This window comes from Leisingera sp. M523, from assembly GCF_025141335.1.
GTDB lineage: Bacteria > Pseudomonadota > Alphaproteobacteria > Rhodobacterales > Rhodobacteraceae > Leisingera.
Genome location: NZ_CP081036.1, coordinates 2,441,816 through 2,458,911, shown reverse-complemented (window position 1 = coordinate 2,458,911; position 17,096 = coordinate 2,441,816). Strand labels below are relative to the sequence as shown.

Genomic DNA, 17,096 nt, shown 5'->3' with positions numbered 1-17,096 from the left:
TCAGTTCAGCCGCATCGGGATGCCGGCGGCGGCCATGTGGTTCTTGGCTTCCTGGATGGTGTATTCCCCGAAGTGGAAGATCGAGGCCGCCAGCACCGCTGAGGCGCCGCCCTTGGTCACGCCTTCCACCAGGTGGTCCAGGTTGCCGACGCCGCCCGAGGCAATCACCGGCACGTCCACCGCATCGGAAATTGCCCGGGTCAGCGGCAGGTTAAAACCCGATTTGGTGCCGTCCCGGTCCATTGAGGTCAGCAGGATCTCCCCGGCGCCCTTTGCCACAACCGTGCGCGCGAACTCTACCGCGTCGATGCCGGTTTCCTTGCGCCCGCCATGGGTGAAGATCTCCCAGCGGCCAGGCTCCACCGTCTTGGCGTCGATGGCGCAGACGATGCATTGGCTGCCGAATTGATCCGCGGCCTCGGCAATCACATCCGGGTTGGCCACGGCAGCCGAGTTGAACGAGACCTTGTCAGCCCCGGCCAGCAAGAGCGCACGCACATCATCCTTGGTCCGCACCCCGCCGCCCACGGTCAGCGGCACAAAGCACTGCTCGGCGGTGCGGCGCACCACATCGAACATGGTGCCGCGGTTCTCATGGGTGGCGTGAATATCGAGAAAGCAGATCTCATCCGCGCCGGCCGCATCATAGGCCTTGGCCGATTCCACCGGGTCGCCCGCATCGCGCAGGCCGACAAAATTGACACCCTTGACCACGCGCCCGTCGGCGACGTCGAGACAGGGAATGATACGGGTCTTCAGCATGGATCGGGCCTTTCGGACTGCTTGGCCCGTGGGTACGCAATGGACGCTGGAATCGCAACAGATATGGCGGTGGATGCGCGTTTTGGTCCGGGAGGGCGGCGGTTTCGGGGACCGGTTACCCGTTTTTTACGCAGCCTGTAAGCCGCTTCTGTCGCGGTAAGAATGACGAAAGCTGGCATCAGGGTCGAGACCAGGTAGATGAAGCCAAAAAACATTATGAATGACGCGTATTGTCCCGCCGCATTGGGAATGTGGTAGCACCGCGCGGCGCTGTGTTTGATACCTCCTGAACAGCCGCCATATGTAAAGGTGATCCAAGCGCAGCAATAGGCGATCAAAAGCACAACAATCCAAGCGCCGCAGTATCCGGTCCAGCGGTTTGCAAACGGTGGGAACGTGGCATTGCTGGGCGCCCTAAGGACTATGTCGCGCATTGCAAGAATGAAACCGATCAGGAGAGGAAGGGTAGCAACCGTGAAGTGTGCGACCACCGTGAAGTTTTCGGCATCCATGGAATAAGCTTTCTTTCAAATTGGTTTTAAGTAATTTCTCGGCACTACCGTGCCGGCCATCCGGTCGAAGAAACCAATTCTCCGGGCTGCTTTTGAGTTAGTGCTTCAAATTGACTGGTGCTGCAATCACACGTTGCGGCTTGTGCGGCCGCAGACTGGCAGCAAAGAACTGCCGATGCCGAAGACGTGAATTGCCAGCCAGGGCCTGTTGCCTTGTTTTCATCCCATCACCGCACATTTTCGGAGCAGCCGTTATGACAAAACCCCTTATCCTTGCCGGAGCCATCGCCCTTATGTCCGCATTGCCCGCCGCCGCGGGATTGATGAAAGTACCCAGCCAGAAACCCGTGGCTGAGACCATCGACGCGCTGCAGGCAGCGGTTGAGGGCGCAGGCGCCACTGTTTTTGCCCGCGTCGACCACGCTGCAGGCGCGCAGAAGGCAGAGCTGGAACTGGGGGCCGCGCAGCTGTTGATCTTCGGCAACCCCAAGCTGGGCACCCCGGCAATGCAGGCGGACCCGCGCGCGGGGCTCTTTCTGCCGCTCAAGGTGCTGGCCTATGAGGATGCGGACGGCCAGGTCTGGCTGACCTATGAGGATCCGGCTGAGATGCTCTCTACCCTCGATATTCCTGCGGATGCCGGGTTCATCGCCAAGATGCAGGGCGCCCTGGGCAAGCTGACGGCTGCCGCCGCGCAGTAAGCCAAGGAACCGGACCGGCCGTCCCGTGCCTTATTGGCGCGGGCGGGACCGGTGGCGGTCAATCGCAACAGCAATCGCCCATAGAAACCCGGCCCCCATTGAGACCGGGCCGAAGATCAGCGGCCCCCATGCGGCAAGGATGCCCATGGAATAGGCGGTCTCGCTCAGGTCGCGGCCCAGCACCACGCAAGGGTTGGCAAACCCTTCGTTGATTTCGCAGCCAAAACCGAACCCCAGCAGCATTACAAAGGCAATGCACAGCAGCCACAGGGCAATAGGTCCCAGCGCCAGAATGGCAAGGATGCGGCGGATCAGGCGCATTTGGCCTCCCGGTTCTGTTGACGCGTCAGGCTTTCAGAACCGCCAGCGCCTCTTTCAGATCAATCGCCCCATCATACAGTGCGCGGCCCGAAATGGCACCGTTCAGCGGCGCACCGCAGGATTTCAGCGCCCTGAGGTCGTCCAGCGAGGAGACGCCGCCCGAAGCAATCACCGGGATGCTGACCGCATTTGCCAGATCGGCGGTGGCCTCCACATTCGGCCCCTTCATTGCGCCGTCGCGCAGAATATCGGTGTAGATGATGGCGGCAACGCCTGCGTCCTCGAACGATTTGGCCAGATCGGTGACCATCACGTCGGTCTCCTCGGCCCAGCCTTTGGTGGCAACGCGGCCATTGCGGGCGTCGATGCCAACCGCAACCTTGCCGGGGAATTCCAGCGCCGCCTCGCGCACCAGCTCCGGGTTCTCTACCGCAACGGTGCCCAGAATGACCCGCGCCAGGCCCTTGTCGATCCAGCGCGCAATGGTGGCCATGTCGCGGATGCCGCCGCCCAGCTGTGCCGGCACTTTGGTCTGTTTCAGGATCTCCTCCACCGGCGCGGCATTCACCGGCTCACCGGCAAAGGCGCCATTAAGGTCCACCAGATGCAGCCACTCGCAACCCGCCGCGACAAACTCCAGCGCCTGGGCGGCGGGGTTGTCGTTGAACACGGTGGTCTTGTCCATCTCGCCATGCAGCAGGCGCACGGCCTGGCCGTCTTTGAGGTCAATCGCGGGGTAGAGGATCATCCGGGCGGTCCTTCGTGAAATCAAGCTGGCGGTGTTTTGCACAAGCCCGGCCTGAATTGCAACGCGACCCGAAGTCAACCTTGCCAGAAGCGGCGCATCAGGGACAGGCTGCCTGAAAAACAGGGAGGACATGGAATGAAACATCTATTGGCAGGCTTGACCGTTGCAATAGGGCTGGCGGGCGCTGCGGCGGCGGACCCGGTTCTGGGCGTCTGGAAGACGCAAGCGGATGACGGCTCTTATGCGCATATCCAGATGGATAAATGCGGCGCGGCCGTCTGCGGCAAGATTGCCCGCACCTTCAACAGCGAGGGCGAATACAAATCCCCGAATATCGGCAAGACGCTGGTAATCGACATGGTGCCGAACGGCGATGGCTCTTACGAGGGCAAAGTCTGGCGGCCCTCCAATGATAAGATCTACATCGGCAAGATGGACATGTCCGGGGACAGCCTTGCCCTGCGCGGCTGTGTGGCGGGCGGGCTGATCTGCTCAAAACAGCGCTGGACCCGGATCAAGTAAACCCGGCTGGGGGCTACAGAAGCCCCAGCTGCACCGGGATCGGCGCATAACCGCGCTTCATCTGCCGGTCCCGGAAGCGTTCGAAAATCGCCATCGCCTCACCTTGGGCGGCAAAATAGGTCCGCTTCTGCACCCCGCCCGGCGCATTCAGCGGTCCCGAGATACGCTCAACACACCAGTCGCCGAACAGCGTCGGCGTCAGGCTCAGCTGGCAATAGCGGTGCTTGCCTTCAGTGTGGTCGTATTTCTCGAAACGGATGTGCAATGGGGGACCTGAAGCGCGAAAAAAGGTCCGCCCCGTATGCATGGAAGCGGACCCTTTGTCCATTGCCGGACGCAGCCGATTTTACGGGCTGGTGGTGGCGTTACACCTCACCAGTGTATTCGCCCCGCGCCGGATAGTTGTTGGGGATCGCAAAATCCAGCGCCGCCACCAGTTCCGCGAAATGCGGCCGCACAAACGGCATGGTCTGCACCGCGCCGTAGTACAGCGTCTGTTCCGGCGTCACTAGGAACAGGCCGGGTTCCGAGAACAGCGCGGGCTCCTCAATCCCGATCGAGGTCTTGCCGCGCGAGGTGGAGATATACAGCCCCCAGTCCTTGGCCACGGACAGCGGCAGATCGTAACCGAACCGCAGATCCTTAGCCTCGATCTTGTCGGCCATGGCACGGGTGCGCTCCTCACCGTCCGAGCTGATGGCAATGCAATCAACACCGCGCTCAGCGAAGGCTGAGACCTTCTTTTCGAACTCCTTCAGATAAGTGGCGCAGATCGGGCAATGCAGGCCGCGGTAAAAGCAGATCACGGTGCCGCGTTCGGAGGCCTCCGCAGACAGGTCGAACGGGCCGTGGTCCAGCGTCGGCAGGGTCAGCTCCGGGGTCTTCTGGCGGGGGATCAGCATGGCATTGGTCCTTCGTGAGTAGTGGTGCGAGTGGTGGTTGATCAAGTGTATCGCGCAGGTTACCATCTCATAAATCCGAAAAATCTGACTGGAACACCGGAATATGGACCGCCTTACCACCTTGATGGACCGCTTTCAGCTCGCCGTGCAGGCCGCCGGGCCTGGCGAGGCCAATCTGATTGCTCTGGCAGATGCGGCGGGGCAGCCGGTGCGGATCCTCTATCGCACGCGCGGTCCGCTGGCGGATCCGGACCCCGGCGCGATCATGTGGGCCGCGCGGGTGGATTGGTCGGGCAACAGTAACCCGTTCCTGGCGGCCCTGCCATCGGTGGTGGACTACGGCATCGGCAGCAATGCCGAAGCACAGGGGCTGGTGTGTCTGATGCGGGACGAGGCAGAGGGCCGGCATTGCGGCGCGCAATCGGTGGTCAACCGGCTGGGCGAAGTGCTGATGGTGCGCTTGTTGCGCAACCAGATCCAGAAAGGTGCGACGGAGCCGGGGCTGCTGGCCGGCCTTGCGGACCCGCGTCTCAGCCGGGCAATTGTGGCAATGCATGACCACCCCGGCAGGCTTTGGGCCAACGCCGATCTGGCGCAGGAAGCGGGCCTGTCGCTGTCCCGCTTTGCCGAGTTGTTTTCGGCAGAAGTCGGCGAAACCCCGATGGGCTATCTGCGCCGCTGGCGGCTGATCCTGGCGCATCAGGACCTCATCCGCGGCGACCGGGTCGAGGCGGTGGCGCGCCGCTATGCCTACAGCAGTCCCGAAGGCTTCACCCGCGCCTTTCGCAAAGCCTATGGCGTCGCGCCGGTGTCGCTACGCACCGTTTCGGCCTGAACGCTCCAAGCTTCTTCTTTGCTTAAGTACTCAAAGCCGAAGGCTACGGCGCGTCAGCGCCGTCCCCTTACGGTTTCCAGGTCAGGAAGTTGCCGATCATCCGCAACCCCGTCGCCTGGCTTTTCTCCGGATGGAACTGCATGCCAACCATCGTGTCCCGGCCAATGACGGCCGTGACGTCGCCGGCATAATCCACATGCGCCAGCCGTTCCGCCGGATTGGCAACGCGGAAGTGGTAGGAGTGCACAAAATACACATGGTCACCGGATGTGATGCCGTCAAACACCGGATGCGCATGATCGATCACCAGATCGTTCCAGCCCATATGCGGCACCTTCAGGGCAGCATCCGTGGGCGTGATCTTCACCACATCGCCGCCGACCCAGCCAAGGCCCGGTGTTTCCTGGTATTCATGCCCGGTGGTGGCCATCAGCTGCATGCCGACACAGATGCCCAGGAACGGCCGGCCCTTCTGCTCCACCGCCTCGACCATGGCGTCATAAATGCCCTTGTGGCCGCGCAGCTCTGCCGCGCAGGCCGGAAAGGCGCCGTCGCCGGGCAGCACCAGCCGGTCCGCCCGCGCCACAACATCGGCGTCCGAGGTCACCACAACCTCGCCCGCGTCCATCTCCCGCGCCATGCGCTGGAACGCCTTTTCGGCAGAGTGCAGATTACCAGACTCGTAATCAATGATGGCAGTCAGCATGGTCACAACGCACCCTTGGTCGAGGGAATAGCATCCGCCTTGCGCGGGTCGGTCTCTACCGCCAGCCGCAGCGCGCGGGCGACAGCCTTGAAGGCCGCCTCGGCGATGTGGTGGCTGTTGAACCCGTGCAGCTGGTCGATGTGCAGGGTGATGCCGCCGTGGGTGCTGAGCGCCTGAAAGAACTCCCGCACCAGCTCGGTGTCAAAGGCGCCGATCTTCTGGGTCGGCAGCTCCACGTTCCAGATCAGGAACGGGCGCGCCGACAGGTCCAGCGCGCAGCGCACCTGGGCGTCATCCATCGGCAGGTGGCATTCGCCGTAACGGCGGATGCCCTTCTTGTCCCCCAGCGCCTGCACCAGCGCCTGACCCAGTGCGATGCCGGTGTCTTCCACCGTGTGATGGTCGTCGATGTGGTAATCGCCCTTGGCGCGGATGGTCATGTCAATCAGCGAATGCCGCGCCAGCTGGTCCAGCATGTGATCGAAAAAACCAACCCCGGTCTGGTTGTCGTAAACCCCGGTGCCGTCGAGGTTGATCTCGACCGAGATATCGGTTTCCGCGGTTTTGCGGGTCACTTTGGCGGTACGCATCAGCGGCTTATCCTTCGTCATGCTGCAAGAACTTTAAGTCTGCCTGGGCGCTTATAGGGCGGGCAGGGCGGCTGGCTCAAGTGCGGCATTGTGGTCGGGGCCAACCTGTTGCAGCAATCCCGGCCTATTGCGCCCGGTTGCACCGCATGCGAGCTTGGGCGCAAATCCGTGACCATTCAAAAGGGCCGCCCATGTCCACCTGCGTCTTTGTCCAGATCCGCTGCAAACCCGGCACCACCTACAAGGTGGCCGAGGAGATTGCCCTGCGGGAAATCCACTCCGAACTCTACTCCACCAGCGGCAATTTCGACCTCATGATGAAGCTGTACATCCCTTCGGGCGAGGATGTCGGTAAATACATCAACGACCAGCTGCTGCAGATCGACGGGATCGAACGCTCGCTGACGACAATGACTTACAAGGTGTTCTGAAACAGAAAACGCCCCGGCAGCCGGGGCGTTTTTTATTGGCTCAGGCGGCGATCAGCCCTTTGTCCTTCAGCTGGTCATAGGCTGTGTCGATGGCGGTCTTCATCCGGGCCAGCATGTCGTCCACCTCCGTCTTGGTGATAATGATCGGCGGGCACAGCGCCACCGCATTGCCCGCAACTGCCCGGATGATCAGCCCGTTTTCCTCGCAGGCCTTCTGCGCGGCGGCACCGGCCGCGCCCTTTTCAAAACTGGCGCCTGTGGTCTTGTTCGACACCAGCTCCAGCGCCGCAATCAACCCCTTGCCGCGCACCTCGCCGACCAGCGGGTGATCGGTGAAAATCTCGCGCAGTTGCGCCTGCATATAGGCGCCAACGTCGGCGGCGTGTTCAAACAGGTTGTCGCGCTCATAGATCTCCAGCGTTTTCAGCGCTGCCGCACAGGCCGCCGGGTGGCCGGAGTAAGTGTAGCCGTGGCCGAACACGCCGACCTCATTGGTCTGCGCGATCATCGCCTCATACATCCAGCCGGGGATGACCGAGGCCGAGATCGGGAAGTATGCTGAGCTGAGCTGCTTGGCGAATGTCATCAGGTCCGGCTTGATGCCCATGGTGGTGCAGCCGAAATCGGCGCCGGTGCGCCCGAAGCCGCAGATCACCTCATCCGCCCAAACCAGGATGCCGTGTTTGCGCAGCAGCGCCTGCAGCTTCTCGTAATACCCTTCCGGCGGCACGATTACGCCCGACGCGCCGGTGATCGGCTCCACAATCATCGCGGCGATGGTGTCGGGGCCTTCTGCCAGGATCTGCTGTTCCAAATTGCCGATGATCCTGTCAACGAACTGTTCTTCAGTCTCATTGCCCTGACGGCCGGTGTAGTAGTGCGGCGAATCCGAGCGCAGGATCGACAGCGCCTCCAGCGGTGCATCGAAATGCGCCAGGTTGGCGGGCAGCGAAGTCAGCGCGCCGGCCGCAACCGTCACCCCGTGATAGCCGCGCTCGCGGGTGATGATCTTGCGCTTTTCCGGCTTGCCGATGGCGTTGAAGTAATAGCGCAGCATCTTCACGTGGGTGTCATTGGCGTCCGAACCTGAGTTGCCAAAGAAGATATAGGCATCCTCCACCGGCACCATCGCGCGCAGCTTCTCGGCCAACTGCATGATCGGCGCATGGGTCTTGCCGCCGAAAGTGTGCGAAAATGGCAGCTTGTGCAGCTGATCGGTGATCGCATCCACCACTTCGGTGTTGCTGTAGCCCAGCGAGGTGCACCAAAGGCCCGCCAGCCCTTCGATATATTTGTTGCCGTCCGTGTCGTAGACATAAATACCTTCGCCGCGCTCCAGGCACAGCTGCTCGGTCGCGGTGAAATTGGTGGTGGGATAGATGACAGGGGCCATGGCCAAACTCCTTGCGCGAAACACCCATGAACGTCCCATGGGGCCTATTGCCGATAGAATTGGCGCGTTTCACGAGTCGCGTCAAAGGAATTTGATCAAATTAAAGCAGCAAATGGCAGAAAAGCGAAAGGCCGCCCCAAGGGACGGCCTGTTCGGTTCCAAATGGAGCGGGCGAGGCGATTCGAACGCCCGACCCTAACCTTGGCAAGGTTATGCTCTACCCCTGAGCTACGCCCGCGCTGCCATTCGGTGAAGCGGTGAATAGGAAATCCGCGAGGTTGCTGCAAGCGGAAAATGACGGAACGGTAAAGAAAGTGCTGCAGGCCGAGGGGCTGTAAAACGCGAAAGGCCGCCCCGGAGGGCGGCCTTTTCGGCTGTCGAATGGAGCGGGCGAGGCGATTCGAACGCCCGACCCTAACCTTGGCAAGGTTATGCTCTACCCCTGAGCTACGCCCGCGCTGCCATTCGATGAGCCGGTGTTTAGGGCGTTCCCAAACGGGCCGCAAGAGGAAATTTGAAGAGTTGCGCAGGTATCTGTGGATAAGCGTTATTCTTCATTTTCCAGAAATGCCCTGAGCCGGATCCGCAAGGCATCCTGATCCTTGGTTTCGCATTCCCAGACGGTCAGCACCTGCCAGCCCGCGGCCTGCAGCGCGGCCAGTTGCTCCGCGTCGCGCAGCGTGTTGCGCAGCAGTTTGGGTTCCCAGTAGTCGCGGCGGCTGGCGGGAATGCGCCCGTCGCGGCACTCATGCAAATGCCAGAAACAGCCATGCACAAAGATCACTTTGCGGCGCGGGCCGAACACCAGATCGGGTTTGCCGGGCAGGTCCTTGCGGTGCAGCCGGTAGCGAAAGCCAAGCCCGTGCACCATCCGCCGCACCAGCATCTCCGGCTTGGTGTGCTTGGCGCGGATCTTTGCCATATTGGCACTGCGCCGCTCGGGTGTCAGGGTGTCGGCCATTCCACGTGATGCCTGGATTGTTCCACCATGCGGGCATGGTAGCTGCTTTCAATCCGGCAGGAAACAAAGGCACTGGCCGGGCAGGGCGGCAACTCCAGCGCCTTGATCAGCTGGGCATCTTTCTGACCCTCCAGCAGCACGATCTGCTCGCGCGCCAGAATATCGCGGGTGCCGTGGCCGCCATCGGCCCGGATCCGGCGCATGAAGTCCTTCTGCTGCGCCACCGCCTCCACCACGTCGCGTGGAATCGGGCGCCCTTGGATCAGTCGGAACAGCTGCGCCATCCGTTCATTGCCCGTGGCGCCCGTAAAGATCCTGTCTACGGCGGCTTCATCGGCGGTGCGCCAAAAATTGGCGGGGTAAGGCTGATCCTTCAGCAGCCACAGGATATGGCGGAAGCCTTCCGCCGAAATGCTGCGCTTGGCGTCTTTGTTCTGACCAGCTGTCAGGTATTCACGCCGGGCGATGATCAGCCCCAGATAGCAGCGCGCCCGCACCTCATCCGCGGCGACCAGCAGGCAGGCGCAATCCAGCGCCTCGGTCGGGATCATCCAATTGCTGCCCATGGTGTGTTTGATATCCACATCGCGGCCCAGGATCTCGGTATCCAACCGCCCCTTGCGCAAGCGCAGCAGCGCCCGCAGCTCAATCTCGACCCTTGTGCCGATATAGGTCTTCTCGGTCTTCTCCAGCTCTTCATAGGCGCGCCGCCCGGTCTTGGGCGTCATGATCACATCGTCAATGCACTGGCGAAGCATCTGCGGCACGTCGTGTTCCAGCGCCAAAGGGCCGCCGGCACGGGTGGTGATCTCCTCCGCCAATTCGCAAAGGACAGCGAAATCCGGATGGCCGGGAAGAACAAGACTGCCGGGAAGTTTCTGTTTCATTTCGCGTTCCGCCCGGACGATAGGCCGGGCAGCGCCCGACCCTCCCCACGGGAAGGCGCTTCGCACCCGCCCAGGGCCGGGCACTGCCCTTGGCTCTGGAATGACGGGGAGGCTTCAGGCCCGCACAGCATGCAGCTTCGGCTTGGCAATGGCCGCCCTCAGCTCCCGCGCAACAGCTTCGGCCACCGGCGGCGGAAAGGCGTTGCCGACCTGGCGGTAGGCATTGGTTTTGGCGCCAGTGAAATGCCACGCGTCCGGGAAACCCTGAATACGCGCCACCATCCGCACCGTGAGGCGCGGCATGTCGTTGTGGAACGGGTCCGGCGCCTCATAGGCGATGGTGCGCCCCTCAACCCCCAAGGCAGCCCAAGCGCGCCGCGCGCGTGTCGGACCCAGATCCGGCCCGCCGTGTTTCTTGGAGCCGCCGACAATGGTGGGGGCAATCTCATCCGCTTTGGCGGCCCAATCCTCGGCGCCGCGCCAGCCGCGTTCCTTCATCAGGTCGACAAGGGTCGCACCCACGGTCGGCGGGTTGTGCGGCAGCGGCTCAGGCCAGTTGAACTGGCTTGAAAACTCTTTGCGCAGGGCAACAATCGCCACCCGCGGCCGCAGCTGCGGCACACCGTAGTCCGAGGCATTCAGCAGCCGCCAGTCGGTCACATACCCCAGTTTCGACAGCTGCTTCTTCAGCTTTTCGCGGTAGTCATGGAACACAGCATCCAGAAAGCCGCGCACATTTTCGATCATCACGGCCTTGGGCCGGGTCGAGTCGACGATTTCGATCGCGTCGTCAAACAGGTTGCGCTCGTCCTTTTCGCCCAGCTGCTTGCCCGCAACTGAAAACGGCGGGCAGGGCAGACCGCCAGCCAGCAGGTCGATGCCTTTATAGTCGCCAGCAACGTCCTTGAATTTGCGCACGTCCTCTTCCAGCACATTCCAGGCGGGCCGGTTGTGGCGCAGGGTGGCACAGCAATGCTTGTCGATCTCAACCAGCGCCGTGTGATCAAAGCCCGCTGCCTCCAGCCCCAAGGCCTGGCCGCCCGCGCCTGCGCATAGTTCTACCGATGTCAGCATTCTGCCTGCCTGTGTGTTCGCGTTCTTGCTCTGTTCCTAGACGGAAAGGTGATTCCGCACAAGGATTTCTGCTTGGGGCAGGGTACGCGCAAATCCTCAAAAGCGAAAGGCCGCCCCGAGGGACGGCCTGTTCGTTTCCCGGTGGAGCGGGCGAGGCGATTCGAACGCCCGACCCTAACCTTGGCAAGGTTATGCTCTACCCCTGAGCTACGCCCGCGCTGCCATCCGGTGAGCGGTGATTTAGGGCGTCGCCGTCCGCGCTGCAAGAGGAAAACCGGCGGCAGTTGAAAAAAATATGCACCCGCCGCGACGGAAGCGGCCAGGCTGTGCGTTTCAGTCACAAACAAGCGGAACTTTTCAGGAGGGATTGGATCATGCTTTGGAAGGACTGCCTGCGGATCACTGGCCTGGGTGCGGCAATTGCCTTGGGTTTGCTTGCGCATGGCGTACAGCACCACAGCACACCGCAAGCGGACAGCTGGGCCGGCCAGATTGACGGGATAAAGCCAGTGCAGGTTGAAACCGTGACCTTGCCGGACCCTGAAGCATTCAACGCCTGACATTGAGGCAAACCGTTTCCCGGCGCGGGAAACGGCCAAAAATCCTGCGAGGATTTTCGGGTGATCCCAGTTGCGGACCGCCCCGGTTTTCCGGGCCGGAAAGCTGGCCGGAAAACTGGCCGGAATTTCCGCGTAATTCCGCATTGGCGCGCAATAGAAAAAGGGCGCCCCTCCAACCGAAAGGGCGCCCCTTGTTTCTTGTGCCAGCTGAGAAGTTTATTCCAGCTCGACCAAAAGGTCCTTGGCGTCGATCTGGGTGCCGGCCTGGACGTGCACGGCCTTGACCACCGCGTCGCGTTCGGCGTGGATGCCGGTTTCCATCTTCATCGCCTCAATCGTCAGCAGCATGTCGCCCTCGTGGACCTGCTGGCCGACCTGCACCGCGACCGATGCGACAACCCCCGGCATTGGCGCGCCGACGTGGTTGGCATTACCGACTTCGGCCTTGGCGCGCTGTTCGGTCGAGGCTTTGACCAGACGGTTCGGCACCCGGATCACCCGGGGCTGGCCGTTCAGTTCAAAGAAGACCTTCACTTCGCCCTTCACGTCGGTCTCAGAGATTGCCTGCAAGCGGATCTCCAGGGTCTTGCCCGGATCGATCTCGGCGGTGATCTCCTCGCCTGGCTCCATGCCATAAAAGAACGTGCGGGTCGGCAGGCTGCGCACCGGACCGTACTGGCGGTGGCGGCCCATGTAGTCCAGGAACACCTTCGGATACATCAGGTAGCCGTTCAGATCCTCGTCATCGACGGTGAAGCCTTCCAGCTCCTTCGACAGCTCGGCGCGGACCGCTTCTAGGTCCACCGCGTCCAGATGTGCGCCGGGGCGCTCCACATTCGGCGCGTCACCTTTCAGCACCTTGGAGACGATGCCCGCAGGGAAGCCGCCCGGAGGCTGGCCCAGGTTGCCGCGCATCATGTCCACGACCGAGTCGGGGAAGGCCACGTCTGTCTCCGGGTTTTCAACCTCATCGCGGGTCAGGCCCTGGCTGACCATCATCAGCGCCATGTCGCCAACCACCTTGGACGACGGCGTCACCTTCACGATGTCGCCGAACATCTGGTTCACGTCAGCATAGGTCTGCGCCACATCAGCCCATTTTTCCTCCAGACCCAAGGAACGCGCCTGCGCCTTCAGGTTGGTGAACTGGCCGCCCGGCATCTCGTGCAGGTACACTTCCGAGGCCGGCGCCGCGAGGCCGCTTTCAAAGGCCGCATACTGCGCCCGCACCTGCTCCCAGTAACCCGAGATTTCGCGGATCTTGGCGATGTCCAGCCCGGTGTCGCGGTCGGTGTTGCGCAGGCCTTCGACGATGGAACCCAGGCAGGGCTGCGAGGTGCCGCCGGAAAACGCGTCCATTGCCGCGTCCACTGCATCAACTCCCGCATCGGCAGCAGCCAGAATGGTGGCGCCGGCAATGCCCGAGGTGTCATGGGTGTGGAAGTGGACCGGCAGGCCGACCTCTTCCTTCAGCGCCTTCACCAGCTGGCGGGCCGCGGCGGGTTTCAGCAGGCCTGCCATGTCTTTCAGGCCCAGAACATGGGCACCTGCGGCTTCCAGTTCCTTGGCCATGCCGACATAATACTTCAGGTCGTATTTGGCGCGGTTGGGGTCCAGGATATCGCCGGTATAGCAGATGGTGCCTTCGCAGACCTTGCCGCTCTCGACCACCGCATCCATCGCGACGCGCATGTTTTCAACCCAGTTCAAGCTGTCGAAGACGCGGAACACATCGACGCCGGTCTTTGCAGCCTGGCGCACGAATTCCTGCACCACATTGTCCGGATAGTTGGTGTAGCCGACGCCGTTGGAGGCGCGCAGCAGCATCTGGGTCATCACGTTCGGCATCCGCTCGCGCAGATCGCGCAGGCGCTGCCAGGGGCATTCCTGGAGGAAGCGGTAGGCCACATCAAACGTCGCACCGCCCCAGCATTCAACCGAGAACAGCTGGCTGAGGTTCTGCGCATAGGCCGGCGCCACCTTGATCATATCGATCGAGCGCATCCGGGTTGCCAGCAGCGACTGATGCCCGTCGCGCATGGTGGTGTCGGTCAGCAGCAGCTGGCGCTGTGCCTTCATCCAGTCGGCAACGGCCTGGGCGCCTTTCTGCTCCAGCAGGTTGCGGGTGCCATAGGGCTGGTTGCCCGGCTCCGCATGCGGTGCGCGCGGCTCTTTCAGGTCGGCAGCGGGGGCGGCGCGGCCTTCGGTCTCCGGGTGGCCGTTCACCGAGATGTCGGCAATATACGTCAGCACCTTGGTGCCGCGGTCGCGGCGGCGCTTGAACTGAAACAGCTCCGGCGTCTCGTCGATGAACTTGGTGGTATAGGTGTTGTCGAGGAAGGTCGGGTGCTTCAGCAGGTTCTCGACAAAGGCGATATTGGTGGAAACACCGCGGACCCGGAATTCGCGCAGCGCGCGGTCCATGCGGGCAATCGCTTTTTCCGGTGTCTGCGCCGAGGCGGTGACCTTGGTCAAGAGTGAGTCATAATAGCGGGTGATCACGCCGCCCGCATAGGCGGTGCCGCCATCCAGACGGATGCCCATGCCGGTTGCCGACCGGTAGGCGGTGATGCGGCCATAGTCGGGGATGAAGTTGTTCAGCGGATCCTCGGTGGTCACCCGGGTCTGCAGCGCGTGGCCGTTCAGGCGGATATCATCCTGGCTGGCTTTGCCGGTGGCCTCGGCCAGGGTTTTGCCTTCGGCGATCAGGATCTGCGCCTGCACGATGTCGATGCCGGTGACTTCCTCGGTGACGGTGTGTTCCACCTGCACCCGCGGGTTCACCTCGATGAAATAGAACTTGCCGTCATTCATATCCATCAGGAATTCGACGGTGCCGGCGCATTCATAATTCACATGCTGGCAGATCTTGCGGCCCAGATCGCAGATCTCGGTGCGTTGCTCATCGGTCAGATAGGGGGCAGGGGCGCGCTCAACCACTTTCTGGTTGCGGCGCTGCACCGAACAGTCGCGTTCAAACAGGTGATAGATCTCACCATGTTTGTCGCCCAGGATCTGCACCTCGACGTGGCGGGCGCGAATGATCATCTTTTCCAGATAACCCTCGCCGTTGCCGAATGCGGCTTCCGCCTCGCGGCGGCCTTCCAGCACTTTCTCTTCCAGCTCATCCTCGCTGTGGATCGGCCGCATGCCGCGGCCGCCGCCGCCCCAGGAAGCTTTCAGCATCAAGGGATATCCGACCTCAGCCGCTTCCTTGCGGATCGCGTCCATGTCGTTGCCCAGCACCTCGGTGGCAGGAATGACCGGCACGCCGGCCTCAACCGCGACACGGCGGGCACTGGCCTTGTCACCCAGCGCGCGCATGGTTTCGGCCTTGGGGCCGATGAAGGTGATGCCGTTGCGCGCACAGGCGTCGACGAAATCCGGGTTCTCGGACAGCAGGCCGTATCCGGGGTGGATCGCATCGGCGCCGCATTCCTTGGCGACACGGATGATTTCGTCAATCGACAGATAAGCCGCAACCGGGCCCATGCCCTCGCCGATCCGGTAGGCTTCATCCGCCTTGAACCGGTGCAGGCCGAGCTTGTCTTCCTCGGCATAGACGGCGACGGTGCGTTTGCCCATTTCGTTGGCGGCGCGCATCACGCGGATGGCGATCTCACCACGGTTGGCAATCAGGATCTTTTTGAAGTCGGTCATTTCACCCTCGGGGTCCGTGCAAGTTGGTGCAGTGTTAGGCGGATACTATCAATCCGCACAACCGTAGTTCTGGGTATTTCCGGCATGATTGCGCTCTCAAGCGGCCTGTTTTGTCATTCCTCGTCTGCTGCTTGCCGGCCGCAGGGGCCAATCGGGGGTTTGGGGGCATGGCGCTAACAGTTGCAGATTCTGCCGGAATTCTGCACTTGCATCATGATTTTGTAACTACTTTTCTGCATTGCAGCGGGTGAAGGGAGCGGGAACTGCGTCATTTCGGCGCAATTCCCCGGATTTTGCCCGAATTGCGCCAAATCTGCGTGCAATCAGTCCAGTTCACGCTGCTGCAGGTTGCGGGTTTCACCAAGACCGGGCAGGCCAAGCTGGCTCATATTCGCCTGCATGTCCTTGGCCAGCATATCAATCAGGTGGTCCGGTCCCACAGTGCCAAGCGCGGCCAGCGCATAATGGAAAGCGCGGCCCAGCATGATAAAATCCGCCCCCAGCGCCAGCGCCCGCAGGATATCCAGACCGCCTTCGATACCGCTGTCAAAGATCAATGGCAGCTCCACCGCGGCGCGGATGTCCGGCAGCAGATCAATGGCGGCGGGGCAGCCGTCGAACTGGCGGCCGCCGTGGTTGGAAATCCAGACCGCATCGGCGCCTGCCTCCTGCAGGCGCACAGCATCTTCGGCGCGCAGCACCCCCTTGATGACAAAGGGCCCGTCCCAGTTGCGGCGCAGCCAATGCACATAATCCCAGTCCGGCGAGGTGCGCAGCAAGTAGCCGATATGGGCGGTCGGCGGCAAGTTAGCCTGCGGCGCGGAGATGTATTTGTCCAGCGTGCGCATCCGCGGCATGCCCCGCCCTTCAAGACGCCTGCGCGCCATTCCCAGCGCCCAGGCCGGACGCTGCGCAATCTGCGCCATCAGCCGCGGTGTCAGTTTCGGCGGCTGGGTCAGGCCGGAGCGGGTCTGCCGTTCGCGGCGCGAGGCGGCTGGCACATCCACCGTCAGCACCAGCGTCTTGAACCCGGCGTCCTGCGCCCGCGCCAGCAGATCGCTGCGGATCGCCTCATCCTTGGGAGGGTACAGCTGGAACCAGCCGTCCCCGGCCAGATGGGGCGCCAGATCCTCGGGCGATTGGCTGGCAACCGTGGAAAGGCAATAGGGAATACCGGCGGCAGCGGCGCTGCGGGCCAGGATGCCCTCGGCATCAGGCCAGATCAGGCCGGACATGCCCACCGGAGCAATCCCGAAAGGCAGCGCATAAACGCTGCCCAGAAACGGGGTGGAAAGGCCCGGCTCCATCGGCCCATGCAGCACCGAGGGCAGAAATCCCACCCGGTCCAGGCCTGTCCGGTTCCGGGCCCGCGCCGCCTCAGCCCCGGTGCCGCTGTCCAGATAGTCCCAGACAAACCGGGGCAGCCGCCGCTTGGCGCGGCGCTTCAGGTCTTCAAGGCCGGGGTATCGCTGATGCAGGTCCATGCGGGCATTGGTACGTGCCACCGCGGATTCCGCAAGTAAAAGCCCGG

At 62.4% G+C, this 17,096-nt stretch carries 19 protein-coding genes and 3 tRNA genes; 5 read left to right on the top strand and 17 right to left on the bottom strand.

The window, feature by feature from the left end; genetic code table 11:
• Positions 1-762, bottom strand: coding sequence for an imidazole glycerol phosphate synthase subunit HisF (gene hisF, locus K3557_RS12090; RefSeq protein WP_259985975.1), 762 nt, complete (start codon positions 760-762; stop codon positions 1-3).
• Positions 756-1,274: a hypothetical protein gene (locus tag K3557_RS12085; RefSeq protein ID WP_259994123.1), complete on the bottom strand. Its 519-nt coding sequence runs from the start codon at positions 1,272-1,274 to the stop codon at positions 756-758. The genes hisF and K3557_RS12085 overlap by 7 nt, the downstream gene beginning before the upstream one ends.
• A 254-nt stretch (positions 1,275-1,528) precedes the next feature.
• Here K3557_RS12085 and K3557_RS12080 point away from each other — a divergent pair, with 254 nt between their 5' ends.
• Positions 1,529-1,975 carry a DUF302 domain-containing protein gene (locus tag K3557_RS12080; RefSeq protein WP_259994122.1) on the top strand — a complete coding sequence of 149 codons (447 nt, stop codon included), beginning with the start codon at positions 1,529-1,531 and terminating at the stop codon, positions 1,973-1,975.
• A 30-nt stretch (positions 1,976-2,005) separates the two neighbouring features.
• On the opposite strand, the gene K3557_RS12075 is transcribed toward K3557_RS12080, so the two are convergent.
• Together K3557_RS12075 and hisA are read right to left on the bottom strand one after the other, a co-directional pair.
• Positions 2,006-2,296, bottom strand: a complete 291-nt coding sequence (locus K3557_RS12075; protein WP_259985961.1) for a hypothetical protein — start codon at positions 2,294-2,296, stop codon at positions 2,006-2,008.
• Positions 2,297-2,321: 25 nt separating this feature from the next.
• Positions 2,322-3,044, bottom strand: a complete 723-nt coding sequence (hisA, locus tag K3557_RS12070) for a 1-(5-phosphoribosyl)-5-[(5-phosphoribosylamino)methylideneamino]imidazole-4-carboxamide isomerase (RefSeq protein ID WP_259994120.1) — start codon at positions 3,042-3,044, stop codon at positions 2,322-2,324.
• Between the two features lie 135 nt (positions 3,045-3,179).
• Between hisA and K3557_RS12065 the strand changes: the two genes are divergently transcribed.
• Positions 3,180-3,566 (top strand): DUF2147 domain-containing protein, encoded by a 387-nt coding sequence (locus K3557_RS12065; protein ID WP_259994118.1) that lies wholly within the window; start codon positions 3,180-3,182, stop codon positions 3,564-3,566.
• A 13-nt stretch (positions 3,567-3,579) separates the two neighbouring features.
• Here the strand turns inward: K3557_RS12065 and K3557_RS12060 are convergent, their stop codons facing one another.
• Both K3557_RS12060 and K3557_RS12055 read right to left on the bottom strand, forming a co-directional pair.
• Positions 3,580-3,831 (bottom strand): WGR domain-containing protein, encoded by a 252-nt coding sequence (locus K3557_RS12060; protein ID WP_259985955.1) that lies wholly within the window; start codon positions 3,829-3,831, stop codon positions 3,580-3,582.
• A 100-nt stretch (positions 3,832-3,931) separates the two neighbouring features.
• The gene (locus K3557_RS12055; RefSeq protein WP_259994116.1) at positions 3,932-4,468 is read right to left on the bottom strand and encodes a peroxiredoxin-like family protein; all 537 of its coding nucleotides are present in this window, start codon (positions 4,466-4,468) and stop codon (positions 3,932-3,934) included.
• A 103-nt stretch (positions 4,469-4,571) separates the two neighbouring features.
• Here K3557_RS12055 and K3557_RS12050 point away from each other — a divergent pair, with 103 nt between their 5' ends.
• Positions 4,572-5,303: an AraC family transcriptional regulator gene (locus K3557_RS12050; protein WP_259994114.1), complete on the top strand. Its 732-nt coding sequence runs from the start codon at positions 4,572-4,574 to the stop codon at positions 5,301-5,303.
• A gap of 67 nt (positions 5,304-5,370) precedes the next feature.
• On the opposite strand, the gene hisH is transcribed toward K3557_RS12050, so the two are convergent.
• Positions 5,371-6,009 carry an imidazole glycerol phosphate synthase subunit HisH gene (gene hisH / locus K3557_RS12045; protein WP_259994113.1) on the bottom strand — a complete coding sequence of 213 codons (639 nt, stop codon included), beginning with the start codon at positions 6,007-6,009 and terminating at the stop codon, positions 5,371-5,373.
• 2 nt (positions 6,010-6,011) lie between these two features.
• Positions 6,012-6,599 carry an imidazoleglycerol-phosphate dehydratase HisB gene (gene hisB, locus K3557_RS12040; RefSeq protein WP_027236985.1) on the bottom strand — a complete coding sequence of 196 codons (588 nt, stop codon included), beginning with the start codon at positions 6,597-6,599 and terminating at the stop codon, positions 6,012-6,014.
• Positions 6,600-6,790: 191 nt separating this feature from the next.
• Between hisB and K3557_RS12035 the strand changes: the two genes are divergently transcribed.
• Positions 6,791-7,030, top strand: coding sequence for an Lrp/AsnC family transcriptional regulator (locus K3557_RS12035; RefSeq protein ID WP_259985946.1), 240 nt, complete (start codon positions 6,791-6,793; stop codon positions 7,028-7,030).
• Positions 7,031-7,070: 40 nt separating this feature from the next.
• Here the strand turns inward: K3557_RS12035 and K3557_RS12030 are convergent, their stop codons facing one another.
• The 7 genes from K3557_RS12030 to K3557_RS12000 all read right to left on the bottom strand — a co-directional run bounded on the left by K3557_RS12030 (position 7,071) and on the right by K3557_RS12000 (position 11,562).
• A complete protein-coding gene (locus tag K3557_RS12030) occupies positions 7,071-8,423 on the bottom strand; it encodes an aminotransferase (protein ID WP_259994111.1) in 1,353 nt (450 codons plus the stop codon).
• A 163-nt stretch (positions 8,424-8,586) separates the two neighbouring features.
• Positions 8,587-8,661: transfer RNA gene (locus K3557_RS12025), tRNA-Gly, on the bottom strand.
• A gap of 144 nt (positions 8,662-8,805) precedes the next feature.
• Positions 8,806-8,880: transfer RNA gene (locus K3557_RS12020), tRNA-Gly, on the bottom strand.
• A 90-nt stretch (positions 8,881-8,970) separates the two neighbouring features.
• The gene (locus K3557_RS12015) at positions 8,971-9,384 is read right to left on the bottom strand and encodes a very short patch repair endonuclease (RefSeq protein WP_259994109.1); all 414 of its coding nucleotides are present in this window, start codon (positions 9,382-9,384) and stop codon (positions 8,971-8,973) included.
• Positions 9,369-10,271: a NaeI family type II restriction endonuclease gene (locus tag K3557_RS12010; protein ID WP_259994107.1), complete on the bottom strand. Its 903-nt coding sequence runs from the start codon at positions 10,269-10,271 to the stop codon at positions 9,369-9,371. The genes K3557_RS12015 and K3557_RS12010 overlap by 16 nt, the downstream gene beginning before the upstream one ends.
• A gap of 114 nt (positions 10,272-10,385) precedes the next feature.
• Positions 10,386-11,345, bottom strand: coding sequence for a DNA cytosine methyltransferase (locus tag K3557_RS12005; protein ID WP_259994105.1), 960 nt, complete (start codon positions 11,343-11,345; stop codon positions 10,386-10,388).
• A gap of 142 nt (positions 11,346-11,487) precedes the next feature.
• A tRNA-Gly gene (locus K3557_RS12000) sits at positions 11,488-11,562 on the bottom strand.
• 157 nt (positions 11,563-11,719) lie between these two features.
• On the opposite strand from K3557_RS12000, the gene K3557_RS11995 reads away from it, so the two are divergent.
• On the top strand, positions 11,720-11,905 hold the full coding sequence (locus K3557_RS11995; RefSeq protein ID WP_259994103.1) for a hypothetical protein: 186 nt from the start codon (positions 11,720-11,722) through the stop codon (positions 11,903-11,905).
• A 216-nt stretch (positions 11,906-12,121) separates the two neighbouring features.
• On the opposite strand, the gene K3557_RS11990 is transcribed toward K3557_RS11995, so the two are convergent.
• Positions 12,122-15,565 (bottom strand): pyruvate carboxylase, encoded by a 3,444-nt coding sequence (locus K3557_RS11990; RefSeq protein WP_259985929.1) that lies wholly within the window; start codon positions 15,563-15,565, stop codon positions 12,122-12,124.
• A gap of 323 nt (positions 15,566-15,888) precedes the next feature.
• Entirely contained in the window at positions 15,889-17,049 is a 1,161-nt protein-coding gene (locus K3557_RS11985) for an alpha-hydroxy acid oxidase (protein WP_259994101.1), read from the bottom strand.
• Positions 17,050-17,096 lie beyond the last annotated feature (47 nt).